We start from the raw sequence: 24,890 nt of genomic DNA, 5'->3' as shown, positions 1-24,890 counted from the left end.
GTCACTCCCGCTTCGCGACAGTCACGGCGGCGGGCCTGAGCTGCCGTTCGCCGTCCCCGTAGCCCGGACGCAGCACCTCGACGACCGTGCCCGGTGGGGCGTCGGGGTCCTGGACGACGCCGAGCACCTCGTGCCGGGCCGGGTCGAAGGCGACGCCGGTCTCCGCGTGCCGCGGGTAGCCGAGCAGTTCGAGGACGTTCACCGCCTGGTCGCGGACCGCCCGGACGCCCTCGACGATCGCGCCGGGGTCGGATCCCGCATGGGTCAGGGCGAGTTCGAGGTTGTCCAGGACGGGCAGGAACGCGGCGGCCGTGCGGGACCGCTCGGCCGTCCGCTCCCGCTCCAGTTCCCGGGTGTGGCGCTTGCGGAGGTTGTCGAGGTCGGCGAGCGCGCGCCGCCAGCGGTCCTCGAGTTCCTTGAGCTCGGCCGTGTGCTGGTCCTCGGACGGTGCCGGGCCGCCGGCCGCGTCGGGGCCGGGTTCCTCGTCCGTGTCTGGCCCCGCCCCGGTCGGCGGGCCCGAGCTCGGAAGATCCCCTCGGGGAGGGCGTACGGCGCCCTCCGGAGCCGGGTCGGCCGGGTCCGGGACGGCCGGGTCGGGTTCCCTGGGGTGGATCGGCATGGCGGTTCCTCAGTCCTTGTCGAACTCGGCGTCGATGACGTCTTCGTCACCGCCACCGCCACTCGGGCCGCCACCGGCCGCACCGTCCCCGGTGGTGTCCTGGTCGGGACCGGCCGTGGTGGCGCCGGCCTGATGCGCCGCCAGCCCTGCCAGCACCTGCTGGAGTTCGGCGGTCAGCGGCCGTACCCGCTCCACGCCCGCCTCCTCCTTGACCGCCGCCCGGGCGTCCGACACCAGCATCTCGGCGCGTGCCTTCTCGTGCGCGGGTGCGGCGTCGCCGAGCTCGGCGAGGCGCTTGTCGACCTGGTACGCGACGGCGTCGAGCTCGTTGCGGGCGTCGACGGCCTCGCGCAGGGCCTGGTCCTGGCCCTGGTTGCGCTCGGCCTCCTGGACCATGCGTTCGACTTCGCCGCGGTCGAGGTTGGAGCTCTCGGTGATGGTGATGCCCTGTTCCTTGCCGGTGTCCTGGTCTCGGGCCTTGACGTTGAGAATGCCGTTGGCGTCGATGTCGAAGGTGACCTCGATCTGCGGTTCGCCGCGCGGCGCCGGGCGTATGTCGGTGAGCTGGAAGCGGCCGAGCACCCGGTTGTCGGCGGCCCGTTCGCGCTCGCCCTGGAGGACGACGATGTCGACGGCGGGCTGGTTGTCCTCGGCGGTGGAGAAGGTCTCGGTGCGGCGCACGGGGATGGTGGTGTTCCGCTCGATGATCTTCGTCATCACACCGCCGCGTGTCTCGACACCCAGCGACAGGGGCGTGACATCGAGCAGCAGGACGTCCTTGACCTCGCCCTTGAGCACCCCGGCCTGGATCGCGGCGCCCAGGGCCACGACCTCGTCGGGGTTGACGCTCATGTTGGGTTCCTTGCCGCCGGTCAGCCGGCGCACGAGGGCCTGGACGGCGGGGATGCGGGTGGAACCGCCGACGAGGATGACCTCGTCGATGTCGCTCTCCCCGACCTTGGCGTCGGCCATGGCCTGCTTGACCGGTTCCAGGCACCGCTCCACCAGGTCGCCGGTGATCTGCTCGAACGTGGACCGCATGACCGAGTCGGTGAGGTGCTTGGGTCCCGAGGCATCGGCGGTGATGAACGGCAGGCTGACCTGTGTCTGCGTCACCGAACTCAGCTCGGTCTTGGCCTTCTCCGCCGCTTCGAACAGGCGTTGCAGGGCCTGCGGATCCTTGCGCAGATCGATGCCGTTCTCCTTCTGGAAGTCGTCCGCGAGGTAATCCACCAGGCGCCGGTCGAAGTCGTCACCGCCCAGGTGACTGTCGCCCGCCGTGGAACGCACCTCCACCACGCCGTCGCCCACGTCGAGGATGCTCACATCGAACGTGCCGCCGCCGAGGTCGAAGACCAGCACCGTCTCGTGCTGCTTCTTGTCCATGCCGTACGCGAGAGCGGCCGCGGTCGGCTCGTTGATGATCCGCAGCACCTCAAGGCCCGCGATCCGCCCGGCGTCCTTGGTGGCGGTGCGCTGGGCGTCGTTGAAGTAGGCGGGCACCGTGATGACCGCCTCCGTGACCCGTTCCCCGAGCTGCTTGGAGGCGTCGTCGGCGAGTTTGCGCAGCACCTGGGCGCTGATCTCCTCGGGCGCGTAGAGCTTGTCGCGCACCTTGAAGCGGGCGACGCCGCCCGGGCCCTCGACGACGTCGTACGCCACCGCCCTGGCCTCGTCCGGGATCTCGTCGAAGTGCCGGCCGATGAACCGCTTGGCCGAGTAGATGGTGCCCTTGGGGTTGAGGATCGCCTGGCGCCGGGCCAGCTGGCCCACCAGCCGTTCCCTGGTGTCGGTGAAGGCCACCACGGACGGGGTCGTACGGTTGCCCTCGGTATTGGGCACGACGGAAGGTTCGCCGCCCTCCCACACGGCGATCACCGAGTTCGTGGTGCCCAGGTCGATGCCCACTGCCTTGGCCATGAGGAGCTCCTCCCGGTGCGGCGGCCTGCGCCGGCACTGCGATCCGATCGTTCATGTATGGGCTGGACGTCCGGCGGCGCCCGTGGTCTGCAGCCCGCCGAGCAGCAGTACGGCCTCGGCGGCGACCTCTTCGTCCACGACGACGTCGTACCGGCTGGGCTGCATCGAGCGGACGGAGGCGAAGTCCCGGCGGCCGCCCTGCAGGGCATACAGCAGCAGGCCGAACAGCGCGCCCACGATCGCTCCGAAGATCAGGCCGTAGAGGGCGACGAGCAGGGCGGAGACGAGCGGGTCCACCCAGTCGACAAGGCCGAAGAGCCAGCCGATCAGTGCTCCGGGAAGGGCCCCGCTCGCCGCTCCGTGCAGGGCGGCCCTTCCGTAGTCCATACGGCCGGTGACCTGTTCGACGAGGCGGACGTCCTGGCCGACGATGGCCACCCTCTGCACGGGAAACCCCCGGTCCGAGAGGTGGTCGACGGCGCGTTCGGCTTCCTGGTACGTGTCGTACGTGGCAACGGGCCTACGAGGCTGCTCGCTCATCGCCCAGTCCTTCCTGCCGGTGTGCACGGCGGCCCCCGGCACGCCCCAGACTCCCGAACCGAGCAGCTCTGCGCCTGCACCCGGCAGGTCAAAGAACAACGCAGCCCGTCCCCCCGCGAGCACGAGACGTTTACTGCGCACATCTCGGGCAAGTTGGGCAGGGGAGGCGTAGAGGAAGAGGTGCTGTCACCTCTCCGGGGGCATAGCGAAGGGAGTAATCCCATGGCCGGCCGCAGGGGCCAGAGCGTGTACCGACGCCGTCCCGACCGGGAAGGCCGCATTCCGCCGGGCCGTCTGGGACAGCACCCCACGATCTCGCGGCGAGGGTCCCGTCCGCCCCTTTCCACCCTGGCATCCCACGAGCTGCCGGCAGTCTCTCGTGCCCTGTTCGGCACTCGGGACGAAAGCGAGATCCTGCGCCTGGCCATGGACCACGTGTCGGGCGTCGGCCCGTACAGGGCCGAGGCCGGATACCTCAGGGTGCACGGCCGACTGGTCCCCAGCCCGCAGGTCGGGCCGGACCATGCGTCAGCCATGGACCGGACGGTGCGAGAGCTGACGGGGCAGGACGTCCCCGTCACCGTTCCCGGCCGGTCCAGGGGCCGGGCCCTGGCCCTGCACGGACCCGGTGGACTGCACGGCTACCTCGTGGTGACGTCTCGGTCCCGGCCCACTCATGCCCAGCACTTCCTGCTCGCCGTGCTGATACGCCTCACCGCCGCCGCCCTGTCGGTCGCCGTCGCGCACCGCCGCCGGCAGGAAGACGCGCTGGAGCTGCACCGACTGCGACGAGAACGAGCAACCCTCCAGCAGCGGCTGATCTCCCTCGTGGTCGAGCAGGGACTTCAGCGGGCCGTGCACAAGGCCCTCGACGAGGTCGCGGCCTCGGGCGGCGGCGAGGAGGCCATCACCGGCGCACTGCATGAGCTCACAGGATTTCCCGTGCTGGTGGAGGACCGCTTCGGCCGACTGCGGTCCTGGACCGGTCCCGGCCGGCCCGACTCCTATCCCGAACCGGACCCCGCACGCCATGAGGAAATGCTCCAGGGGGTCGCCCGCAGAGGCGGACCCGTGCGGATCAAGGACCGGCTGATCTCCCTGATACGCCCACGCGGTGAGGTCCTCGGAGTGCTGGCCCTGGTCGATCCCCTGGACGACGCCGACGAGTACACCGTGTTCGCTCTGGAGCACGCCGCCACGTCACTCGCCCTGGAACTGTCGCACCTGCGCCAGGTGGCGGAGGTGGAGCTGCGACTGCACCGCGAACTGGTCGACGACCTTCTGGGGGGCACGGACGAGGCGAGCGCCTACGCCCGGTCAGAGGCGTTCGGACACGACCTGCACCGCATCCAGTACGTGGTCGTCGTGCAGTGGACGAGCCGGGCCTCGGACGACACCTTCGCGCGGACCGTGGGCCGGGCGGCTTCGGCCGTGGGCATGCCGTCGCTGGTGACCCGGCGTTCCGACCACGTGGTCCTGGTCGCCGAGGGCAGGCCCGACGACCACGCCTTGTACGAGATGCTCGCCCGGGAGACCGGCACACCGGACGGCACGATCGGAGTGAGCGCCCGATGCGACACCCCGGACGGTATTCCCGGCCGCTACCAGGAGGCACTGCGTGCCCTGGAGGTACGCCGCCGGTCTCGAAGCCGGTACGGCACGACGTTCTTCGACGATCTGGGCCTCTACCGCATCCTGGGACCTGGGAACGACTACCAGGAGCTGGAGGGGTTCGTGCGGGAATGGCTCGGACAGCTCGTCGACTACGACGGCCTGCACCGTGCGGCGCTCGTGGAGACTCTGTCCCGGTACTTCGACTGCGGCGGCAACTACGCCGAGACCGCCGAATCCCTCGCGATCCACCGCAGCACGCTTCGCTACCGGCTCCAGCGCATCCGCGAGATCAGCGGTCATGACCTCACGAACGTGGAGGACCGCCTCAACCTGCAGGTCGCGACCCGGGTGTGGAAGATCATGCTGGGCGGACCCGATTGATGCGCCCACGCACCGCAGGGCCGGCGGCCCCGCTGTCTCCATCGCCGTGGGAGCAGGCTTCGGTCCTCCACGCCGCGGAATGCGCGACCCTCGCGGCCACGGCAACGAGGGGAAGCCGGTGTGCAGATCGACGCGCGGGCTAGCGGCGCACCCTCGGCATCCCCAGCCCGATCCACGAGATGATCTCCCGCTGGATCTCGTTGTTGCCGCCGCCGAAGGTGAAGATGACGGCCGACCGGTAGCCGCGTTCCAGCTCGCCGTGCAGGACCGCGCCCGCCGAACCCTCCTTCAGCGCGCCGGGCGCCGCGACGATCTCCATCAGCCACGCGTACGCGTCGCGGCGCGCCTCGGAGCCGTAGACCTTGACGGCCGAGGCGTCCTGCGGGGTGAGCGTGCCCTCCTGGACGGCACTGACCATCTTCCAGTTGAGGAGCTTGAGGGCGTCGAGCCGGGTGTGGGTCTGGGCGAGGCGGCGGCGCACCCAGGGCAGGTCGATCACCCGGCGGCCGTCGGCGAGCTTCGTCTCCATGGCCCAGCGCTGGACGTCGTGCAGGGCGCGGATCGCCATGGTGCCGTGGGCGGCGAGGGTGACGCGCTCGTGGTTGAGCTGGTTGGTGATCAGCCGCCAGCCCTGGTTCTCGGCGCCGACGCGGCGCGAGACGGGAACGCGGACGTTCTCGTAGTAGCTGGCCGTGGTGTCGTGCGAGGCGAGGGTGTTGATGACCGTGCAGGAGTAGCCGGGGTCGGTGGTTGGGACGAGGAGCATCGTGATGCCCTTGTGCGGCGGGGCGGCGGGGTCGGTGCGCACGGCCAGCCACACCCAGTCGGCGGTGTCGCCGTTGGTCGTCCAGATCTTCTGCCCGTTGACGACGTAGTCCTCTCCGTCCTGCACCGCGCGCGTCTTCAGGGACGCGAGGTCGGTGCCCGCCTCGGGCTCGCTGTAGCCGATGGCGAAGTCGATCTCGCCGGAGAGGATCCGGGGCAGGAAGTACGCCTTCTGCTCGTCCGTGCCGTACTGCATGATCGTCGGCCCGACGGTGTTGAGCGCCATCAGAGGCAGCGGTACGCCCGCCTGCGCGGCCTCGTCGAAGAAGATGAACTGTTCCATCGCGGTCAGCCCGCGCCCGCCGTACTCCTTGGGCCAGCCCACGCCGAGCCAGCCGTCCGCGCCGAGCCGCCGGATGGTCTTGCGGTAGTGGCGTTTCTGGGCTGCCGGGTCGGTGAAGCGGGTGTGTACGAGGTCCGGCACCAGTTCGGCGAAGTAGTCGCGCAGTTCGCTGCGCAGCCGCTGCTGCTCGGGCGTGTATTCGAGGTGCACGGCGCCTCCAGGCTCCCCAAGGGCGGTCCTGACGGCGCACACCGTAGAACGTGTCCCAGAAATTGGGAATGGCGAGGAGCCTGCCAGACCTGACGTACCGACCTGACGTGAGCGACTCAGTCGAGGGTGCTCATGAACTCCGTGCAGGCCCGTGCGCAGTCACGGCAGGCCTCGGCGGTCTTCTCGGCGTCCGGTTCCCGGTCGAAGACGTGGGCGGACTCCAGGCACACCGTGCGGGTCCACTCCAGCTGGAGGCGCAGGGCCGCCTCGTCCAGCTGGCTCTGCTCGGCCAGCACCCGGCACGTCGCGTCGCACACCTCGGCGCACAGGATGCCCTTGCGTCGCAGAAGTTCCTGGTCCTCGGTCCCGTCGGGATCCACCAGACTCGCGCGCAGGGCGCAGGCCCGCGCACAGTCGGTGCAGGCCTGGGCACACGCGAAGCGGTCCTCGAGAAACTGGACTGGCTGCTGCTGGGGCGTTGTCTGTGTCACCTCGCTCGGGTAGCCGGTCCGATTGGCCCCAAACCCGGTGCTCGCAAGGGTTCCGTCCGGTTTTCGTGCTCCGAACGGGTGGCACCGGAGGCGGCGGTCGCGCTGACCGGGTTCGCGCGAGATGCCAGGGGTACTCGCGGTGCCATGAACTTCGCATGGACGAACATTGCCGCGGAAGGCGCGCTCGGGATCGGACTGGTCGCCGCCGGTCTGGTCGTCGTGGCGCTGCTCATCGGCGCCTTCGTCGTGGGCGCCCGGATCAGGAGCCGGGAGCCGGCGCCGCCGCGCCCCGAGGAACAACCGCGGCTGCCCGAAGGCGGCCCGGTCCATGAGGTCCGCGAGCAGCGGGAGCCGGACGAGGTGCCCAGAAGCGACCGTCGGCTGACCCCGCACGAGATGCCCGCCCACGGCAACGTGTCCTCCCGGCGCAGTGCGTCGCAGCAGCGGCGCCGCTGGGACGAGGGCCGCAGCGGATCGTTCGGCAGCGGCGGACAGGGCTGAACCCGGCCCCGACCGAAGGCCCCGATCCGCTCCGCCAGCCGTCCGAGGGCCGGGGCAGGCCGAAGAGTGATGGTCCGTGACGGTCTGTTTCCGGGCGCGGGCGCCAGGGCAATCGTGATCCGTGCTGTGGAGGAGGAGAAGGGCCCGCGCCGGTGCGCGGGCCCGCCGTGCCGCTGAGCGCACCACGGACTACGTCGACGCGCGACTGCCGCTCTCCGAGGGCGGCGGTCTGCTGCGGAAGGCCTTCCCCCACCACTGGTCGTTCTTCCTGGGCGAGATCGCCCTCTACAGCTTCGTCGTCCTGCTGCTGACCGGCGTTTGGCTGACGCTGTTCTTCCAGCCTTCGATGACGGAGGTCGTCTATCACGGCTCGTACACGCCGCTCGACGGGACGCGGATGTCGGCCGCCTACGAGTCGACGCTGGACATCAGCTTCGACGTGCGCGGCGGTCTGCTCATGCGTCAACTGCACCACTGGGCGGCCCTGGTGTTCCTCGCCGCGATCGGGCTGCATCTGCTGCGGATCTTCTTCACGGGCGCGTTCCGCCGGCCACGCGAGGTGAACTGGCTGATCGGTGTGACCCTGTTCCTGCTGGCGCTGGCGGAGGGCTTCGCCGGCTACTCGTTGCCCGACGACCTGCTGTCGGGGACCGGCCTGCGGATCGCCCAGGGCATCATGCTCTCGCTCCCGGTGGTGGGCACGTACGTCAGCTTCTTCGCCTTCGGCGGCGAGTTCCCCGGCGAGGACCTCGTCCCACGGCTGTACGGCCTGCACATCCTGCTGCTCCCGGGGCTGCTGCTGGCGCTGGTCGCCGTCCACCTGATCCTGGTCTTCTACCTCAAGCACACCCACTGGGCGGGCCGTGGCCGCACCAACCGCAACGCGGTGGGCAAGCCCATGTTCCCGCAGTTCGCCGCGTCCTCGGGCGGCCTGTTCTTCATGGTCTTCGGTGTGCTGACCCTGCTGTCCGGCGTGGCACAGATCAACCCGATCTGGTCGTACGGCCCCTACCGCACGGACGTGGTGTCGACCGGTTCCCAGCCGGACTGGTACGTCGGCTTCCTGGAGGGCTCGCTGCGTCTGGTGCCGCCCTGGGAGTCGACGGTGGCGGGCCACACGGTGATGTGGAACGTCCTGCTGCCCGCGGTCGTGCTGCCGGGCCTCCTCTTCGCCGTGCTGTACGCGTACCCGTTCGCCGAGCGACGGGTGACCGGCGACCGCGGGGAGCACCATCTGTGCGACCGGCCCCGGGACAACCCCGTGCGCACGGGGCTCGGTGTCGCTGCGATCAGCTGCTACGGCGTTCTGCTCGCCGCGGGCGGCAACGACATCATCGCGGAGAGCTTCGAGGTCTCGGTGAACGCGCTGACCTGGCTGTTCCGGATCGCGTTCGTGGTGCTGCCGGTCCTCGCGTTCATGGTGACCCGGCGCGTGTGCGTGGCGCTGCGGGAGGCGGACCAGGAGCGGCTGACGGAGGGTGAGGAGAGCGGCGAGGTACGGCAGACGGTCGCCGGCGGGTACGAGGAGAGTCGGGAACCGATCGACGAGGGGCGGCGCTACCTGCTCCTTGGCTACGGCTACCGCTTCGGGGAGGAATCCGAGGTGGAACGGGAGCCGTCCGCGTCCGAGCCGGAGCGCTGACCGTCTCTGTCCGCGCACTGGAAGACCATGCCGAACACCCCGTGCCCCAGTACCCCGAGGCCGAGCAGGAAGAGCCACAGGCCGTAGACGACGCCGAGGGCCGCGACGACGGATCCCGCGGCGATCGTGACGGGCCAGGGGCTGTGCGGCGAGAAGAAGTCCAGCGGGCCCGCGGTCTCCGCGACCTCGGCGTCGGGGCGGTCCTGGGCCCTGAGGCCCCGCCGGCGGTGCTGCATGTGCAGGAAGAACGCGACGAGCGCGGCCATCAGGAAGGCGACGAGCAGAACGGCGGTACCGGCGGGCTCCTCGGAACTCACGCCGTAGCCGACGGCGGTGACGAGGAAGAACCCCGCCACGCCGACGAAGAGTCGGGACTCGGTCTTCACTGCTGCTGCCTTTGGTCGAGGCGGGCGATGTCGGGATGGTGCAGGTCGAACGCCGGGGACTCGGAGCGGATGCGGGGCAGCGCCGTGAAGTTGTGGCGCGGCGGCGGGCAGGAGGTGGCCCATTCGAGGGAGCGGCCGTACCCCCAGGGGTCGTTGCCCGTCACGCGCCGGCCGTGCTGGGCGGTGCGCCAGACGTTGGCGAGGAACGGCAGGGTGGACAGGCCGAGGAGGAAGGCGCCGACGGAGCTGATGGTGTTCAGCAGGGTGAAGCCGTCGGTGGCCAGGTAGTCGGCGTAGCGGCGGGGCATGCCCTGTTCGCCGAGCCAGTGCTGGACCAGGAACGTGGTCTGGAAGCCGACGAACAGCGACCAGAAGTGGATCTTGCCGAGGCGTTCGTCGAGCAGCTTGCCGGTGAGCTTCGGCCACCAGAAGTAGAAGCCCCCGAACATGGCGAAGACGACCGTGCCGAAGAGCACGTAGTGCAGGTGGGCGACGATGAAATAGGAGTCGGTGAGGTGGAAGTCCAGCGGCGGGGAGGCGATGAGTACGCCGCTCATGCCGCCCAGCAGGAACGTCACCAGGAAGCCGCAGGACCACAGCATGGGTGTCTCGAAGGACAGCGAGCCCCGGAACATCGTGCCGATCCAGTTGAAGAACTTCACCCCGGTCGGCACCGCGATCAGGAATGACATCAGGGAGAAGAACGGCAGCAGCACGGCCCCGGTGGCGAACATGTGGTGGGCCCACACCACCGCGGACAACATGGTGATGGCGATGGTGGCACCGATGAGCATGAGGTAGCCGAAGATCGGTTTGCGGCTGAAGACCGGGATGATCTCGGAGACGATGCCGAAGAACGGCAGGGCGACGATGTACACCTCGGGATGCCCGAAGAACCAGAACAGGTGCTGCCACAGCAGCGCCCCGCCGCTCGCGGCGTCGTAGATCTGCGCCCCGAACCTGCGGTCCGCCTCCAGGGCGAACAGGGCGGCGGTGAGCACCGGGAACGCGGGCAGGATCAGGATCGACGTGAACAGCACGTTCCAGGTGAAGATCGGCATCCGGAACATGGTCATGCCGGGGGCGCGCAGGCACAGGATCGTGGTGATGAAGTTGACCGCGCCGAGGGTGGTGGACACACCGGTCACGACCAGGCCCATGACCCACAGGTCACCGCCCGAGCCGGGGCTGCGCACCGGGCCGTTGAGGGGCGCGTAGGCGAACCAGCCGAAGCTGGCGGCCCCGCCGGGCACGACGAAGCCGGACACGACCATCAGGCCGCCGAACAGGTACAGCCAGTACGACAGGGCGTTGAGCCGCGGGAACGCCACGTCCGGGGCGCCGATCTGCAACGGCATGATCGCGTTGGCGAACCCGGCGAACAGCGGGGTCGCGAACAGCAGCATCATGATCGTGCCGTGCACGGTGAACAGCTGGTTGTACTGGTCGTTGCTGAACAGCTGCATCCCGGGACGGGCCAGTTCGGCCCGCATCAGCAGCGCGAGGACGCCGCCGAAGAGGAAGAAACCGAAGGCTGTCGTCAGGTAGAGGTTGCCGATCACCTTGTGGTCGGTCGTCGTCGCCCATCGCACCAACGCCCGGCCGAGACTTCTGCGCGGGCGGGGCGGCGCCGCCCGTGTCCGCCCGATCCCGCTGTCCACCGCCATGCGCCGCTGGGTACCCCGGGGGCGTAGGCGTCAGTCGCCGGCCGCGCGGCTTTCACCCGTGTGCCTCACTCCGCGCCGGCGAACCGCCGCGCGAGGTCCCGGTGGTGCTCGGCCACCCGGCCCGCCTCCGCCCCGCCGACGACGGCGCCCGGCATCGCGCCGAGCCGCTCGATCTGCCCGGCGAGGCGCAGGTGCTCGGCACGGCCGTGCTCGCGGCAGGCCAGGCAGGTGACGCTCTCGGGCCGGGACGAGGTCATCGCGTACGGCACCCGCAGCCCGCAGCCGGTGGCGACCGTCTCCGGCAGGTCCCCGACCAGGCCGAACGTGCCGGCCAGCAGGTTGCGCACGGTGGCGTCGCCGCGGATCACACTGCGCTCGACATGGACATGTTGATCGGCACCGGCCATGAGACTCATCCTGCCCACCCGCCGGCGGTCGGCCCCCGCCGGGGTCGCGCTTCGGAGTCCGGGGTGCGCCGCCCGCCGTCGGTCAGTACGGTGCTGTTCTGGTGTTCGAGCGCGGCTGCGGGAGGCGGCATGGCCGACGAGAAGGCGGAGAGGCTGCCACGCAAGACGTACGAGAAGGAACTGCTCCGCCTGCAGGGCGAGTTGGTGCGGCTCCAGGAGTGGGTCCGCGCGGAGGGCGCCCGGCTGGTCGTGATCTTCGAGGGGCGGGACGCGGCGGGCAAGGGCGGCACCATCAAGCGCGTGACGGAGCATCTGAATCCGCGGGTGGCGCGGATCGCGGCCCTGCCGAAGCCGACCGAGCGCGAGCGCACGCAGTGGTACTTCCAGCGGTACATCGCGCACCTCCCGGCGGCCGGGGAGATCGTGCTGTTCGACCGCAGCTGGTACAACCGGGCCGGCGTCGAGCACGTCATGGGCTTCTGCACCCAGGAGGAGTACCAGACCTTCCTCCGCCAGTGCCCGATCTTCGAACGGATGCTGGTGGAGGCTGGGATCCTGCTGCGCAAGTACTGGTTCTCGGTGAGCGACGAGGAGCAGCAGGAACGTTTCCGGCGCCGGCTGGACGACCCGCTGCGCCGCTGGAAGCTGTCTCCGATGGACCTGGAGTCGATCACTCGCTGGGAGGACTACTCGCGGGCCAAGGACGAGATGCTGGTGCACACCGACATCGCCGAGGCGCCCTGGTACGTGGTCGAGAGCGACGACAAGCGCCGGGCCCGGCTGAACATGATCGCCCACCTGCTTCGCTCCGTGCCGTACCAGGACACTCCCCCGCCGGTCCTGGAGCTGCCCGACCGCCCGGAGTCGACCGGCTACCGGCGGCCGCCGCGTGAGCTCCAGAACTACGTCCCTGACCACGCCGCGAGCCTGTGAGGTTCACGCCGCCTCGGTCCTGACCACGGCGACGGGGCACTCCGCGTGGTGCAGCACCGCCTGGCTGACCGACCCGAGCAGCAGCCCGGCGAAGCCGCCCCGGCCGCGCGCACCGACCACCACCAGCCCGGCGTCCGCGCTGGCCTCGATGAGGGAGTGCCGGACCCTGCCGCGCACCAGCCTGCGGTCCACGGTGACGTCGGGATACCGGTCGCGCAGCCCGCCCAGCGCCTCGGCGAGCACGCGCTCCTCCTCGTCGTGCAGCCGGCCCTCGTCGTACGTCACGAAGGGCGGGTCGGCGGGAGCCTCGTAGGCGCGCTCGCTCCGGGTGCTCCAGGCGTGCAGCGCCACCAGGTCGACACCGTGCAGGGAGGCGTGGGCGAAGGCGAACTCGACCGCGCCGCGGGCCGCGGGCGAGCCGTCGACGGCGAGGAGGACGGGCCCGGCGGGGTTGGGCCTGCGGCGCACCACCAGCACCGGGCAGACGGCGTGGGCGGCCAGGTGACCGGCGGTCGACCCGAGCAGCAGGGCGCCGAACCGGCTCAGGCCCCGGCTGCCGACGACGGCGAGAGACGCGGAGCGGGACTCGATCTCCAGTACCGTGACCGGCTCCCCGACGACGACCTCGCGGGTGATCTCGACGCCGGACGCCGTGTCGTGGGCGCGCCGCTCGGCCTTCATGAGGGTGCCGTCGATCAGCTCGCGCACCCCCGCGTCATTCGGTTCCCAGGGCCGCCCGCCGTGCGGTATGTGCGCGGCCGGCCAGCCGAAGGCGTGCACCAGCCGGAGCCCCACACCCCGCAGTCCGGCCTCGCGCGCCGCGACCTCGACGGCCGCCATGCTCGACGGCGAACCGTCCACCCCTACGACCACCGGGCCCGTCATCGCGTTCCCCTTTCCGACCGCTGCCCTCCCAGCCTCCACCCGCCGGCCGCTCCCCGCACCGGTCCGGGGTCAGCCGGGAAGGACCAGCCGCCCCTTCTCCCCGGGCTGCAGGAAGACCTCGTGCTCCGGGAGCCGTACGTCGATCGGTGAGGCGTCGGACGAGGGCACCTCGATCTCCAGCAGTCCGCGCTCCAGACGCAGCCGTACGCCCCAGTTGCCCTGGTAGCGCAGGGAGAACCCGTAGGTGGACAGCTCGGGCAGCGGCACGGGGTCGAGCCACAGCGCGCCGTCCCGGGTCTCCAGGCCGGTCAGTCCGCGCTGGACGAGGTCGAGGGTGCCGCCCATGGCGCCCAGGTGGATGCCCTCGCCGGTGGTGCCGCCCTGGACGTCCGCGATGTCGCCCTGGAGGGCCTCCTGGACGAACTTCCAGGCCTCGCTGCGCCGGCACCGGGCCAGTACCCAGCCGTGGACCAGGCCGCTGAGGGTGGAGCCGTGGCTGGTGCGGTGCATGTAGTAGTCGACGGTGCGCCGCCACATGTCCTCGTCGAGGCGGTAGCCCAGCATGGCGAACACGTCCCGCAGTTCGGCCGGTGCGAAGAGGTAGCCGAGCATCAGCACGTCGGCCTGCTTGGAGGCCTGGTAACGGTTGACGGTGTCGCCCTCCGCCTCCAGGATGCGGTCGAGCCGCCGGATGTCGCCGTAGCGCTCGCGGTAGCCGTTCCAGTCGAGTTCGGCGAGGTCGCCGTAGCCCGCGAACTGGCTGATGACGTCGCCGTGGAAGGGGACGTGCAGCGTGTGGGCGACGTCCTCCCACAGCGTCAGTTCGTCGCCGTCCACGCCGGTGCGTTCGACGAGTTCGCGCCTGCGGGGCGCGGGCAGGGTGTCCAGCAGCTCCAGGGTGCGGGCGAGCACCCAGGCGGCGGTGACGTTGGTGTAGGCGTTGTCGTCCAGACCCGGTGTCTCGGAGTCCGGATAGGCCTCGTGGTACTCGTCGGGGCCGACGACGCCCTTGATGCGGTAGCGGCCGAGGCTGTGGTCGTACACGGCCTTGTCCGCCCAGAAGCGCGCGATCTGCAACAGCATCTCGGCGCCTTTGGTGTGCAGGAACTCCATGTCGCCGCTCGCCTCGCAGTACTGCCACACGTTGTAGGCGATGGCCGAGCCCACATGGTGCTGGAGGTGGGAGTGGTCGGGCAGCCAGCGTCCGGAGCGCGGGTTGAGATGGAGCTGCTGGGTCTCCTCGCGTCCGTCGCTGCCGCTCTGCCAGGGGTACATCGCGCCCCGTCGGCCGGCCCGCGCCGCACTGGTGCGGGCCTGTTCGAGGCGGCGGTGGCGGTAGCGGAGCAGGGCGCGGGAGACCTCCGGGAAGTGCAGGTTGAGGAACGGCAGGACGAACAGCTCGTCCCAGAAGACATGGCCCCGGTAGGCCTCGCCGTGCAGCCCCCGGGCGGGCACACCGACGTCCAGGTCGGCGGTGTGCGGGGAGAGGGTCTGCAGTACGTGGAAGAGGTGCAGCCGCAGGATGAGTCCCGACTCGCCGGGGACGTCGAGCTCGGAGCGGCGCCAGAGCTGACCCCAGGCGGTGCGGTGCGAGGCGGCCAGCGCGTCGAAGTCCGCCGACCGGCCGACCCGGTCGATGGCGGCGTGCAGCGGGTCGCTGATCGCCGGGTCGCGGGAGGTGTGCAGCGCGACGGTCTTGTCGACGGTGGCGGTGCGGCCCGGAGTGAGGTCGAGCGTCAACCGCTGGGTGACACAGGGCAGTTCGTGGCGGATCTGGGCGGGTGCGCCGGCGGTGAGCCGGGCCGCGAGTCCGATCCGGATGTCGGAGGTCCGTGTACGGCAGCGCAGCCAGACCGTGTCCGGGGTGGAGGCGCCGGTGTGGACGTGGGTCAGATGGCGGCCGTCGAGGTCCCGGTAGCGCGCCACGCCGGAGTTGGTGACCCCGCCGTCGAGGGCAGCCTCCACCTCCAGCGGTCCGGCGTACCCCTCGGTCGTGAACTCGGTGCGCAGGGCGGCCAGATGGGGGTCGGCCATGTGCACCATCCGATGCTGACGCACCGTCAGTACCCGGCCTTCGCCGAGGTCGTAGCGCGTCCGGCGCTCCAGCAGCCCCTCGGACAGGTGCAGCATCTGCCGGTGTTCGAGCACGGTGACGGTGTCGGGGTCGATCCAGGGCCCCTCGGGGAGCCGGAAGCGCAGGGGCAGCCAGTTCGGGACGTTGACCACGTCCTCGTTTTCCACACGGCGGCCCGCGACATCGGAGGTGAGCCGGTTGTAGATGCCGGCCACATAGGTTCCCGGATAGTGGATGTCGTCGGCGGAACACTCCGGCAGCACGCCCCGGGTGGCGAAGTAGCCGTTGCCGAGGGTGCACAGCGACTCGCGCAGCCGTTCGTCGACGGGCCTGTATCCCGCGTACTCCCAGCTCCAGCCGGCCGGCTCGGCCTCCGGGCTCGCCTCGTCCGTCACTTCGGCTCTCCTCCCGCGCAGAGTTCTCCGAGGTCTCGTACGACGATGTCGGCGCCGTGCCGCAGCAGTCGCGCTCCCGTGTCCTCGCCGGCGGCCCGGTCCACGCCGACCACCAGGGCGAAGCCGCCGCGCCGGCCGGCCTCCACGCCCGCCAGGGCGTCCTCGACGACGGCCGCTCGGTCGGCCGGCACGCCCAGCCGGCTCACCGCCTCCAGGAAGAGATCGGGCTCGGGCTTGCCCGCGAGGCCCAGCCGGGCCGCCTCGCCGCCGTCGACGAGGACGTCGAACAGATCGAGGACCCCGGCCCGCGTCAGCAGCTCACCGGCGTGCCGGGAGGCGGAGGCCGCCGCACGGGGCACTCCCGCGGCGCGCAGCGCCTGCACCAGCCGCACGGTCCCCGGGTAGGCGTCGACGCCGTGCTCGCGCAGCCGCTCGGTGAACAGGCGCTCCTTGTCCGCCGCCACGGCACGCACCGTCTCGTCCGATGCGTCGACGCCGCGCGCGGCGAGGAAGGCGGCGGCTCCGTCCAGTCGTGACCTGCCGTCCACGTGGCGCAGGTAGTCGTCCCGCACGTCGAAGGGTCGGCGCTGGTCGGGGGCGTCGGGCGGGTGGGCGCGCAGGTAGTCGTCGAAGGCGACCTTCCAGGCGGCGGCGTGCACCTTGGCGGAGTCGGTGATGACCCCGTCCGTGTCGAAGACGACGGCGCGCACGTCGCGCAGGACGTCGGCGAGCGCCATGGTCACCCCCACCGCGCTCGCCGGACGGCGACCGGGCGCCGAGGGGCGCGCATGCGCGAGGGCAGGGCACGCGGTACGGCATCCGGGCGACGCCTGGCCGGGACAGCACCACGGAACGCGAGGCGCACGGCCTGCTCACCTCCACTCGACGGCTCCCCCGCGCCCGGCGGGGTCCGCTCATGGGTACCCGTCGAGTCTGCCTTGTCACCTCGGTGCCCCTGAAGTGCCGAACGGCCCTGGCGTGGCGGCGGCCCGCGTGGTGTGCTGGAGGGGACGGGAAGGACCCACACAGGCGCGGGGAAGCGGCTCGCAGCCGCGCACCGCGCAATCAGGATCCGCGAGAAGTGGATGGGGCCCTTCCCGCCCCACGTGCGGGCCGCCGTCCCCGGCCGGCGTCAGTCCCCCCGGTACAACGCCGTGAGCAGCTCAATCACCGCCTGCGCCGCCGACGGCGCATCGTCACGCCACCAGGCCAACCGAACCGCGATGGGCTCGGCGTCGCGCAGCGGGCGGTAGACGATGCCGGGGCGCGGGTACTGGTGGGCGGTGGCCTCGGCGGTCACGCCGATGTAGCGGCCGGTCGAGATCACCGTGAGCCAGTCGTCGACGTCGTGGGTCTCCTCCGTGGCAGGGCGCGCGTCGGGCGGCCACAGGTCGGTGGTCGTGGTGCCGGTGCGGCGGTCGATCAGGAGGGTGCGTCCGCTGAGGTCGGCCAGCCGGACCGAGCGGCGCCGGGCCAGCGCGTCGTCGGCGGCCACGGCGCACAGCCGTCGCTCCAGACCCACGATGGCGGAGTCGAAGCGCCGGTCGTCCACCGGCCGCCGTACGACGGACAGGTCGCACGCGCCCTCGGCGAGCCCGGATGTGGAGGAGTTGACCCGGACCAGCTGCAGGTCGGTCCCGGGGTGGGCAGCGGCCCAACGGCGTTGGAAGGCGGGGGTGTGCCGGCCGAGCGCCGCCCAGGCGTAGCCCATCCGCAGCCGGGCGTGTCCGGACGCCGCCTCCCTGACCAGCTCGTCCACCTCGCCGAGCACCCGCCGAGCGTGGGCCAGGACACGCAGCCCGCTCCCGGTCGGGGTCACCTCCCGGGAGGTGCGGCGCAGCAGCCGTACGCCGAGTGCGCGTTCCAGTGAGGCCAGCGAGCGGGAGACCGCGGCCTGGGAGACGCCGAGGACTATGGCGGCGTCGGTGAAGGTGCCCTCGTCGACGATCGCGACGAGGCAGCGCAGCTGTCTCAGCTCCACATCGGCATTCATGACTCAAGCGTATAGATCAATAAGCACACTCATTTTGCGCAAGGATCGGGGAGCCTCACGATCGCCGTATGCGCACCCGACCCGCATCCGCACCTGCGCCCACGCCCGTGCCCCTCCCCCCGCTCGCCCACGAGCAGTCCGGCGGCCGCACGGCCGGCGTCGCCACCATGCTCGGCAGCGGCCTGTCGAACCAGACCGGCGCGGCGATCGGCTCGCTCGCCTTCCCCGTCCTCGGCCCCGTCGGAGTCGTCGCCGTGCGCCAGTACGTCGCCGCGGCCGTGCTGCTCGCCGTCGCCAGGCCGAGGCTGCGTGCGTTCACCTGGGGTCAGTGGTGGCCGGTACTCCTGCTGGCCCTGGTGTTCGGCACCATGAACCTCTCCCTGTACTCGGCCATCGAGCGCGTCGGACTGGGCCTGGCCGTGACCCTGGAATTCCTCGGCCCGCTCACCCTCGCCCTCGCGTCCTCGCGCCGCCGGGTGGACGTGGGCTGCGCGGTGATCGCCGCGGCCGGTGTCGTCACGCTGATGCGCCCGCGCCCCTCGACCGACTACCTCGGGATGGCCCTGGGCCTGCTGGCGGCCCTCTGCTGGGCGTCGTACATCCTGCTCAACCGCACCGTCGGCCGACGTGTCCCCGGAGCCCAGGGCGCGGCGGCCGCGGCCGGGATCTCGGCCGTGATGTTCCTGCCGGTCGGGGTGGCCGTCGCCGTGCAGCAGCCGCCCACGGCAGGCGCCGTCGCCTGCGCGGTCACCGCCGGGCTCCTGTCGTCGGCCGTGCCGTATCTGGCGGATCTGTTCACCCTGCGCCACGTGCCGCCCCGGGCCTTCGGCCTGTTCATGAGCGTCAACCCCGTCCTCGCGGCCCTGGTCGGCTGGGCAGCGCTGGGTCAGGGCCTGGGCGGGCCGGAGTGGGCGGGCATCGGGGCCGTCGTCGCCGCGAACGCGCTGAGCATTCTGACGTCGCGGAGCTGACGCCACGAGGCCGCTCGAACCCGGCACGTGACCAGGGGCGCGCCCCGGGGCGCCTGTGCACGTGACCTTCGTTGCCGCAAGCGAGATACTGCCGAAAGAAGGGATTCGGCGACCTCACACACCAGCGACCACCGACACCTGACGAGACCTGACGACACCTGACGATCCGTCACCGCAGCTGCCATCGAGCCGACAGCGGTACGGCACGGGCCGCGCTGCTCATATCACCAGGAGGCACTCATGAAGATGCTGATCAACGTCGCGGAGACCGTGGTCGCCGACGCACTGCGCGGGATGGCGGCCGCCCACCCCGAGCTGGTCGTCGATGTGGAGAACCGGGTGATCGTACGGCGGGACGCTCCCGTCGCGGGGAAGGTCGCCCTGATCTCCGGTGGCGGGTCGGGGCACGAGCCGCTGCACGGCGGCTTCGTGGGTCCGGGAATGCTGTCGGCGGCCTGTCCGGGTGAAGTGTTCACGTCGCCGGTGCCGGACCAGATGGTGCGGGCCGCGGCCGCCGTGGACAGCGGGGCAGGCGTGCTGTTCATCGTGAAGAACTACACGGGCGACGTGCTGAACTTCGACATGGCCGCCGAGCTCGCCGAGGACGAGGGCATCCAGGTCGCGAAGGTGCTCGTCAATGACGACGTCGCGGTCACCGACAGCCTCTACACGGCCGGGCGACGCGGCACGGGCGCGACGCTGTTCGTGGAGAAGATCGCGGGCGCCGCGGCGGACGAGGGGCAGCCGCTGGAGCGGGTGGAGTCGATCGGGCGTCAGGTCAACGAGAACTCCCGCAGCTTCGGCGTCGCCCTCAGCGCCTGCACCACGCCCGCCAAGGGGAGCCCCACCTTCGATCTGCCGCCCGGTGAGCTGGAGTTGGGCATCGGCATCCACGGCGAGCCCGGCCGGGAGCGGCGGGCGATGATGACCTCGGGCGAGATCGCCGACTTCGCGGTCGGCGCGATCCTGGAGGACATGACCCCGCGCAATCCGGTCCTCGTCCTGGTCAACGGCATGGGCGCGACACCGCTGTTGGAGCTGTACGGCTTCAACGCCGAGGTCCAGCGGGTGCTCGCCGAGCGTGGTGTGGCCGTCGCCCACACCTTGGTCGGCAACTATGTCACCTCCCTCGACATGGCCGGCGCCTCGGTCAGCCTGTGCCAGGTCGACGAGGAGATGCTGCGGCTGTGGAACGCGCCGGTGAAGACGCCCGGGCTGCGGTGGGGTATGTGATCCGGAGCCGGACGACCGCAACGCACCTGTCACGCAAGGAGATCCAGTGCTCGACGCCGACTTCTTCCGCCGTTGGATGACGGCCACCGCCGCCTCCGTCGACCGCGAGGCGGAACGGCTCACCGCTCTCGACTCGCCCATCGGTGACGCCGACCACGGCAGCAACCTCCAGCGCGGTTTCCGCGCCGTCTCGGCCGCGTTGGAGAAGGAGGACCCGCAGACGCCCGGTGCGATCCTGACGCTCGCCGGGCGGCAGCTCATCTCGACGGTGGGCGGGGCGTCCGGCCCCCTGTACGGGACGCTGCTGCGCCGGACCGGCAAGGCCCTCGGGGACGCCGGCGAGGTCGACGAGGGCCGGTTCGCCGAGGCGCTGCGGGCGGGCGTGGACGCGGTGATGACCCTCGGTGGGGCAGCGCCGGGTGACAAGACCATGATCGACGCGCTGGTACCGGCCGTGGACGCGCTCACCGAGGGCTTCGTGGCTGCGCGGGCCGCCGCCGAGGAGGGCGCCCTGGCGACGACGCCGTTGCAGGCCCGCAAGGGTCGGGCGAGCTATCTCGGGGAGCGCAGCGTCGGGCACCAGGATCCCGGCGCCACGTCCTCGGCGCTGCTGATCGCGGCACTGGCGGAGGCAAACGGTGAGTGACGACAAGAGCGAGGGTCTCGTCGGCATCGTGCTGGTCTCGCACAGCGCCCAGGTGGCCGCCTCGGTGGCCGATCTGGCACAGGGGCTCGCGGGCGGCGGTACGGCGGTGCAGGTGGCCCCGGCGGGTGGCACCGAGGGCGGCGAGCTCGGCACCAGTGCGGAACTGATCGCCGCGGCGGCCGCGTCCGTGGACCGTGGCGCCGGGGTCGCCGTCCTCACCGACCTCGGCAGCGCGGTCCTCACCGTGAAGGCCCTGCTCGCCGAGGGCGACGAACTCCCGCACGGCACACGCCTGGTGGACGCCCCCTTCGTCGAGGGCGCGGTGGCCGCGGTCGTGACGGCCGCGACGGGGGCCGACCTGGCGGCGGTGGAGGCGGCGGCCGCGGAGGCGTACACGTACCGGAAGGTGTGAGGGAGCCCGCTGCGAGGGCGCGCCGCGAGGTTTCGGCGCGCCCTCCGGCATGAGGTCGCCCCGGTCGTCGCCTACCCAATCCCCTCCCCCGTGACGGTCAGCGCCGAGCGCAGTGTCGCAACCAGCTCTCTCTGGGCCGTCTCACGGTCGGGGTTGGTGTCGGCGGTTTGCCAGGCGTAGTGCTCGACCGCCGCGCGCAGGGCCGCGTTGAACATCGCCGCCTGGACCTTCGGGCGCGGGTCGTCGGCGGGGAGGCCGGCGCGCTCGGCGAGGGCGCGGGCGAACGCCGGTTCGGCCGCGTCGTAGGCCTGCAGCCAGCCGGCGAGTGACCGGCGTCCGCGAAATCCTCCTTGTGCCCCGCCCACACTCACTCGCCGTCCACGAACTCCCGTGCCAGCCGCTCCCCCGCGGCCACGGCGGCCGCGGGGTCCTCGATGGGCGTCACCCGCGAGTTCTTGAAAACGATGTAGGTGACGCCGGAGGCCGTGCCGCCGGTCCGTGGGTCCGGCGGGATACCGAGGGCCTTGGCGGCGGCGTACGACGCCTCGCCGATGATGTCGCGCGGACCGACGTCGCCGACGACCGCGTACCGCACCTGGTCTCCGTACACGACGGCCGCGACCGAGCCGCCGCGGACGCCGTGGGCGCGGTAGTCCCAGATGGCGCTCGGGGTGGGCACGACGATGTACGGGAGGCGTTCGGCGCTCAACTGACGGCCGTCGGACTGCTGAAAGGCCGTCGCGTCGGAAAAGTGGGGATCGGTACGGCTGTTGCAGTGGTCGGTGGCCTGCCCGTCGCAGTCGATGTCCATGTCGGCCTTCCAGAACACGACGTCCTGTGCCCCGCAGACCGGGATCGTCGCGGGCGTACCACTGTCGCTGCGATAGCGGCCCTGGGAGACGGCGTCGCACCCACTCACCTTGGACAGCAGGTCGGCGGCGCTGACGTCGGCCTCCACGCGGACCTCGGACTCCTCCTGCGCCGGAGGCGGGTCGTCGGGCGGCGTTGTCGGGGCGAGCAGCGCGGCGCCTGCCGCAGCGAGTGTCAGCGAACTTAAACGCACGACCGGGGAGCCTCTCGCCGGGGACACTGACGGACACGCACAGGGAACTGCCTGACACCCAGCCAATCTGCTGGTGTTTCGATCATGCCGCCACCACAGAGGTCCGTACGGCGGACACCGCGGCGACACCAACACGATTCCCTTGGACTCCGCCAGGGGCCGGGGGCCTGAGCCCGCACCGGGCCCGGCCTCCCGGCCACCCGCGTCCGGCGCCGGATCAGCGACGACAGCGGCCTGCGCCGGGCGGCACGAACTCCCCATCCCTCAAGGAGAGTTCGACCGCGAGGAGCTTCAGCATACGTAAGCCTCCGAGCGGGTCACCAAATGCCGACGGATTGCCGATGACCGAACAGCCGCCCGCCACCGCCCTCTTGATGTGATCGCGTCACCCGCGCCATATTGGTCCGGACCATTGCAGCGAGGCCGCCGATGGCCCGGCCCCACCCGGGAGGCAGAGTCGTGCGACGCGTTTCCGTGCCCGTGCCGGTGTCCGTCGTCTGTCTGGCGCTCGCGCTGCTGCTCTCTTCCTGCGCGTGGGGCGCGGCGGACGGGGAGAGTGGCGGGCGACCGCCCGGGGCGCCCACGGGTGTCACGGCGGACGCGGGCAGCGCGACCAGCGTGCACGTCATGTGGAACGCGGTCACCACGGAGGCGGGTGTCGAGGTCTACGAGGTGTATCGGGGCCCCACCAAGGTCAAAGAAGTGCCGGGTTCCGCGCACATGGTGGATGTCACCATGCTCAAGCCGTCGACCACGTACGCGTTCTCCGTGCGGGCCCGCGACACGGACGGGCGTCTCGGCCCGCCGAGCAAGGTGGTCCGGGCGACGACTCCCAAGGCCGTGGCGGCCGACCGGTCGGCTCCCACGCGCCCGGGGCGGCCGTACGGCCGTGCGGTCGGCAGCCGGGCGGTGCAGCTGTCGTGGTCGCGGGCGACGGACGACCGGGACGTGGTGTCGTACGACATCTACCAGGGCGACACGAAGATCCACAGTGTGGGCGGCAACCAGACGGCCACCGTGGTCACCGGGCTCAGGCCGGGCGGCCGCTACTCGTTCACCGTGCGGGCCCGCGACGCCGCCGACAACCTCTCTCCGGCCACGGCGGCCGTCCGCGTCACCACACCCGGCACCGACGACGGGCGCGGCACCGCCCCGACCGGCTTCCGGGCCTCCACCCATCGCGCCGACGGGGCGTACCACCTCGACCTGAGCTGGGTGCCGCCGCGCGCCGACGGTGTCGTCACGGAGTACGAGGTCCAGATCGACGGCCGTGCGGCGACCTCGCTGGTGTACGGCGGGAACGCGCCCCGCGACAAGGCCACGTACAGCTTCTACCTGACCCCGGACAGCGGGGTCAGCCACCGGGTGCGGATCCGGGGCCGGCTGCCGGACGGCACCTGGGGCGGCCTCTCGGCCGAGCGGACGGTGACGACGGGCGAGGAGGGATGACGCCGGTCACGGTGATCACCGGCCCACCGGGGTGAAGTCCCCCGGATGCACCAGCACGTCACCTGTCCGGGCGACGCCCGCATGCGGTGCGGCCCCGGGACGCGTTGGCTTCCCCTGAGGCAGCACGGCGTTCCCGATCTCGGCGGCGCAACGGACGTACCGCCGACCGTGCCGCCGGAGGGCATCCCATGCGCAACTCATCGCTCTTCCGCTCGGGCCTGACCGTGGCAGCCGCCTCCGCACTCCCCCTCTTCGCGGCCGTCGTCCCCGCCGCCGCACAGTCGGGGATCTCCGTGAGCACCACCGGGTCCACGGTCTCCGTCACGACCAGGGCCTGCACGGACGTCAACGGCAGCTGGGGCACCGCCTCGCTGCTGAACAGCCGGCAGGCGAACTTCGCCCAGGGCCGCCAGGTCTCCCTGGCCGGTACGGCCGCGCTGCAGTCGGCCGCCTGGGCGAACGTGAGCCCGGGTACGTACACCGTCATCGTCGTCTGCTCCAACGGCACGACGGCGGGCACCCAGTCGGTCGTCGTCGCGGGCGCCAGGCCGACCCGCACGATCTCCGCCACGGCCACGGCCTCGCCGTCGCGCGGCGTCCAGGGCGGCGTGGGCGGTTCCACCTCCGACTTCGGCACCCTGACGCTGGTGGGCGGCGGCGTACTGGTGGGCGCTGGTGTCGCCGCCACGGCGTGGTTCCTGCGCCGCAAGTCGAAGCCGCACCGGCTCTGAGGGCCCGCACCGGATCGAGTCCGTGAGCCTGCCGGCTCAGGCCGTCCCGGACCCGGGCAGCTCCGCGAACTCGTCCAGCGCGTGCGTGAGCCACTGGATCCAGAAGGTCTCCAGATCGATGCCCGCCCGCAGCACGAGGTGGCGCAGCCGGTCCTGCGAGCTGTCCCGGCCGGGCGGGAAGTCCCGCTTCTCGATCTCCTCGTACTCGGTCAACTGCCGGCGGTGCAGGTCGAGATGGCGGCGCAGATCCGCCTCGACGCCCGCCGTCCCGACGACGGCCGCGGCCCGCATCCGCAACAGCAGCGTGTCGCGGTGCGGCCGCGGGTCCTGGGACGCGCCGGTCCAGCGGGCCAGCTCGGCGCGGCCCGCGGGCAGGACCTCGTAGCTCTTCTTCTGCCCACGGGCCGGCTGCTGCGCGGGCAAGGTGCGGATGAACCCCTCCGCCTCCAGTTTTCCCAGCTCGCGATAGATCTGCTGATGCGTCGCCGACCAGAAGTAGCCGATCGACTTGTCGAAACGACGGGTCAGCTCCAGCCCCGAGGACGGCTTTTCGAGCAGGGCGGTGAGGATCGCGTGCGGGAGTGACATGGGCTCATCCTAGGGACGCGCTCGCGGGCCC

25 protein-coding genes are annotated in these 24,890 nt (G+C 71.5%); 10 read left to right on the top strand and 15 right to left on the bottom strand.

Going from position 1 to position 24,890, the window contains the following annotated elements:
- Window position 1: 1 nt before the first annotated feature.
- From grpE to ACIRD7_RS15190, 3 genes are read right to left on the bottom strand one after another with little or no spacing between them, the layout of a single operon-like run.
- On the bottom strand, window positions 2-619 hold the full coding sequence (gene grpE, locus ACIRD7_RS15200; protein WP_403453284.1) for a nucleotide exchange factor GrpE: 618 nt from the start codon (window positions 617-619) through the stop codon (window positions 2-4).
- Between the two features lie 9 nt (window positions 620-628).
- Window positions 629-2,539: a molecular chaperone DnaK gene (gene dnaK / locus ACIRD7_RS15195; RefSeq protein ID WP_403453283.1), complete on the bottom strand. Its 1,911-nt coding sequence runs from the start codon at window positions 2,537-2,539 to the stop codon at window positions 629-631.
- A gap of 51 nt (window positions 2,540-2,590) precedes the next feature.
- Window positions 2,591-3,079: a general stress protein gene (locus ACIRD7_RS15190; protein ID WP_403453282.1), complete on the bottom strand. Its 489-nt coding sequence runs from the start codon at window positions 3,077-3,079 to the stop codon at window positions 2,591-2,593.
- Between the two features lie 222 nt (window positions 3,080-3,301).
- On the opposite strand from ACIRD7_RS15190, the gene ACIRD7_RS15185 reads away from it, so the two are divergent.
- Window positions 3,302-5,074, top strand: a complete 1,773-nt coding sequence (locus tag ACIRD7_RS15185) for a PucR family transcriptional regulator (protein WP_403453281.1) — start codon at window positions 3,302-3,304, stop codon at window positions 5,072-5,074.
- Window positions 5,075-5,213: 139 nt separating this feature from the next.
- Here the strand turns inward: ACIRD7_RS15185 and ACIRD7_RS15180 are convergent, their stop codons facing one another.
- Both ACIRD7_RS15180 and ACIRD7_RS15175 read right to left on the bottom strand, forming a co-directional pair.
- Window positions 5,214-6,392, bottom strand: coding sequence for an acyl-CoA dehydrogenase family protein (locus ACIRD7_RS15180; protein ID WP_403453280.1), 1,179 nt, complete (start codon window positions 6,390-6,392; stop codon window positions 5,214-5,216).
- Window positions 6,393-6,508: 116 nt separating this feature from the next.
- Window positions 6,509-6,883 (bottom strand): ferredoxin, encoded by a 375-nt coding sequence (locus ACIRD7_RS15175; RefSeq protein WP_403453279.1) that lies wholly within the window; start codon window positions 6,881-6,883, stop codon window positions 6,509-6,511.
- Window positions 6,884-7,027: 144 nt separating this feature from the next.
- Between ACIRD7_RS15175 and ACIRD7_RS15170 the strand changes: the two genes are divergently transcribed.
- Both ACIRD7_RS15170 and ACIRD7_RS15165 read left to right on the top strand, forming a co-directional pair.
- Window positions 7,028-7,384, top strand: coding sequence for a DUF6479 family protein (locus tag ACIRD7_RS15170; RefSeq protein ID WP_403453278.1), 357 nt, complete (start codon window positions 7,028-7,030; stop codon window positions 7,382-7,384).
- Between the two features lie 121 nt (window positions 7,385-7,505).
- Window positions 7,506-9,026: a cytochrome bc complex cytochrome b subunit gene (locus tag ACIRD7_RS15165; RefSeq protein WP_403453277.1), complete on the top strand. Its 1,521-nt coding sequence runs from the start codon at window positions 7,506-7,508 to the stop codon at window positions 9,024-9,026.
- Here the strand turns inward: ACIRD7_RS15165 and ACIRD7_RS15160 are convergent.
- From ACIRD7_RS15160 to ACIRD7_RS15150, 3 genes are all read right to left on the bottom strand, one after another.
- Window positions 8,963-9,412, bottom strand: a complete 450-nt coding sequence (locus tag ACIRD7_RS15160) for a cytochrome c oxidase subunit 4 (protein ID WP_403453276.1) — start codon at window positions 9,410-9,412, stop codon at window positions 8,963-8,965. The two genes, ACIRD7_RS15165 and ACIRD7_RS15160, sit on opposite strands and share 64 nt — an antisense overlap.
- A complete protein-coding gene (ctaD, locus tag ACIRD7_RS15155) occupies window positions 9,409-11,079 on the bottom strand; it encodes a cytochrome c oxidase subunit I (RefSeq protein WP_403453275.1) in 1,671 nt (556 codons plus the stop codon). The genes ACIRD7_RS15160 and ctaD overlap by 4 nt, the downstream gene beginning before the upstream one ends.
- Before the next feature lie 65 nt (window positions 11,080-11,144).
- Complete coding sequence (locus ACIRD7_RS15150; RefSeq protein WP_403453274.1) at window positions 11,145-11,486, bottom strand: hypothetical protein; 342 nt, start codon at window positions 11,484-11,486, stop codon at window positions 11,145-11,147.
- Between the two features lie 129 nt (window positions 11,487-11,615).
- Here ACIRD7_RS15150 and ppk2 point away from each other — a divergent pair, with 129 nt between their 5' ends.
- Window positions 11,616-12,419 carry a polyphosphate kinase 2 gene (ppk2, locus tag ACIRD7_RS15145; RefSeq protein ID WP_403453273.1) on the top strand — a complete coding sequence of 268 codons (804 nt, stop codon included), beginning with the start codon at window positions 11,616-11,618 and terminating at the stop codon, window positions 12,417-12,419.
- Between the two features lie 3 nt (window positions 12,420-12,422).
- Here the strand turns inward: ppk2 and ACIRD7_RS15140 are convergent, their stop codons facing one another.
- From ACIRD7_RS15140 to ACIRD7_RS15125, 4 genes are all read right to left on the bottom strand, one after another.
- Window positions 12,423-13,304, bottom strand: coding sequence for a universal stress protein (locus ACIRD7_RS15140; protein ID WP_403453272.1), 882 nt, complete (start codon window positions 13,302-13,304; stop codon window positions 12,423-12,425).
- A 69-nt stretch (window positions 13,305-13,373) separates the two neighbouring features.
- Window positions 13,374-15,773, bottom strand: coding sequence for a glycoside hydrolase family 65 protein (locus ACIRD7_RS15135; RefSeq protein ID WP_403453271.1), 2,400 nt, complete (start codon window positions 15,771-15,773; stop codon window positions 13,374-13,376).
- Window positions 15,770-16,510: an HAD family hydrolase gene (locus tag ACIRD7_RS15130; protein ID WP_403453270.1), complete on the bottom strand. Its 741-nt coding sequence runs from the start codon at window positions 16,508-16,510 to the stop codon at window positions 15,770-15,772. The genes ACIRD7_RS15135 and ACIRD7_RS15130 overlap by 4 nt, the downstream gene beginning before the upstream one ends.
- A 395-nt stretch (window positions 16,511-16,905) precedes the next feature.
- Window positions 16,906-17,766: a LysR family transcriptional regulator gene (locus tag ACIRD7_RS15125; protein ID WP_403453269.1), complete on the bottom strand. Its 861-nt coding sequence runs from the start codon at window positions 17,764-17,766 to the stop codon at window positions 16,906-16,908.
- A gap of 68 nt (window positions 17,767-17,834) precedes the next feature.
- Here ACIRD7_RS15125 and ACIRD7_RS15120 point away from each other — a divergent pair, with 68 nt between their 5' ends.
- The 4 genes from ACIRD7_RS15120 to ACIRD7_RS15105 all read left to right on the top strand — a co-directional run bounded on the left by ACIRD7_RS15120 (window position 17,835) and on the right by ACIRD7_RS15105 (window position 21,028).
- Window positions 17,835-18,737, top strand: coding sequence for an EamA family transporter (locus ACIRD7_RS15120; protein WP_403453268.1), 903 nt, complete (start codon window positions 17,835-17,837; stop codon window positions 18,735-18,737).
- Between the two features lie 240 nt (window positions 18,738-18,977).
- Window positions 18,978-19,970 (top strand): dihydroxyacetone kinase subunit DhaK, encoded by a 993-nt coding sequence (gene dhaK, locus ACIRD7_RS15115; protein ID WP_403453267.1) that lies wholly within the window; start codon window positions 18,978-18,980, stop codon window positions 19,968-19,970.
- Between the two features lie 46 nt (window positions 19,971-20,016).
- Window positions 20,017-20,616 (top strand): dihydroxyacetone kinase subunit DhaL, encoded by a 600-nt coding sequence (gene dhaL / locus ACIRD7_RS15110; RefSeq protein WP_403453266.1) that lies wholly within the window; start codon window positions 20,017-20,019, stop codon window positions 20,614-20,616.
- Window positions 20,609-21,028 (top strand): PTS-dependent dihydroxyacetone kinase phosphotransferase subunit DhaM, encoded by a 420-nt coding sequence (locus tag ACIRD7_RS15105; RefSeq protein WP_403453265.1) that lies wholly within the window; start codon window positions 20,609-20,611, stop codon window positions 21,026-21,028. The genes dhaL and ACIRD7_RS15105 overlap by 8 nt, the downstream gene beginning before the upstream one ends.
- A 71-nt stretch (window positions 21,029-21,099) precedes the next feature.
- Here the strand turns inward: ACIRD7_RS15105 and ACIRD7_RS15100 are convergent, their stop codons facing one another.
- Together ACIRD7_RS15100 and ACIRD7_RS15095 are read right to left on the bottom strand one after the other, a co-directional pair.
- Window positions 21,100-21,399, bottom strand: a complete 300-nt coding sequence (locus tag ACIRD7_RS15100; RefSeq protein WP_403453264.1) for a hypothetical protein — start codon at window positions 21,397-21,399, stop codon at window positions 21,100-21,102.
- On the bottom strand, window positions 21,396-22,091 hold the full coding sequence (locus ACIRD7_RS15095; RefSeq protein ID WP_403453263.1) for a glycoside hydrolase family 75 protein: 696 nt from the start codon (window positions 22,089-22,091) through the stop codon (window positions 21,396-21,398). The genes ACIRD7_RS15100 and ACIRD7_RS15095 overlap by 4 nt, the downstream gene beginning before the upstream one ends.
- Window positions 22,092-22,520: 429 nt before the next feature.
- Between ACIRD7_RS15095 and ACIRD7_RS15090 the strand changes: the two genes are divergently transcribed.
- The gene (locus ACIRD7_RS15090) at window positions 22,521-23,540 is read left to right on the top strand and encodes a fibronectin type III domain-containing protein (RefSeq protein ID WP_403453262.1); all 1,020 of its coding nucleotides are present in this window, start codon (window positions 22,521-22,523) and stop codon (window positions 23,538-23,540) included.
- 188 nt (window positions 23,541-23,728) lie between these two features.
- A complete protein-coding gene (locus tag ACIRD7_RS15085) occupies window positions 23,729-24,271 on the top strand; it encodes a hypothetical protein (RefSeq protein ID WP_403453261.1) in 543 nt (180 codons plus the stop codon).
- A 36-nt stretch (window positions 24,272-24,307) separates the two neighbouring features.
- Here the strand turns inward: ACIRD7_RS15085 and ACIRD7_RS15080 are convergent, their stop codons facing one another.
- Complete coding sequence (locus ACIRD7_RS15080) at window positions 24,308-24,859, bottom strand: PadR family transcriptional regulator (protein ID WP_403453260.1); 552 nt, start codon at window positions 24,857-24,859, stop codon at window positions 24,308-24,310.
- Between the last annotated feature and the right edge of the window lie 31 nt (window positions 24,860-24,890).

The sequence above is a fragment of the Streptomyces sp. NPDC093568 genome, from assembly GCF_044764945.1.
Lineage (GTDB): Bacteria > Actinomycetota > Actinomycetes > Streptomycetales > Streptomycetaceae > Streptomyces.
The sequence above is the reverse complement of the archived record's forward strand: the minus strand, read 5'-3'. Positions and strand labels throughout refer to the sequence as shown.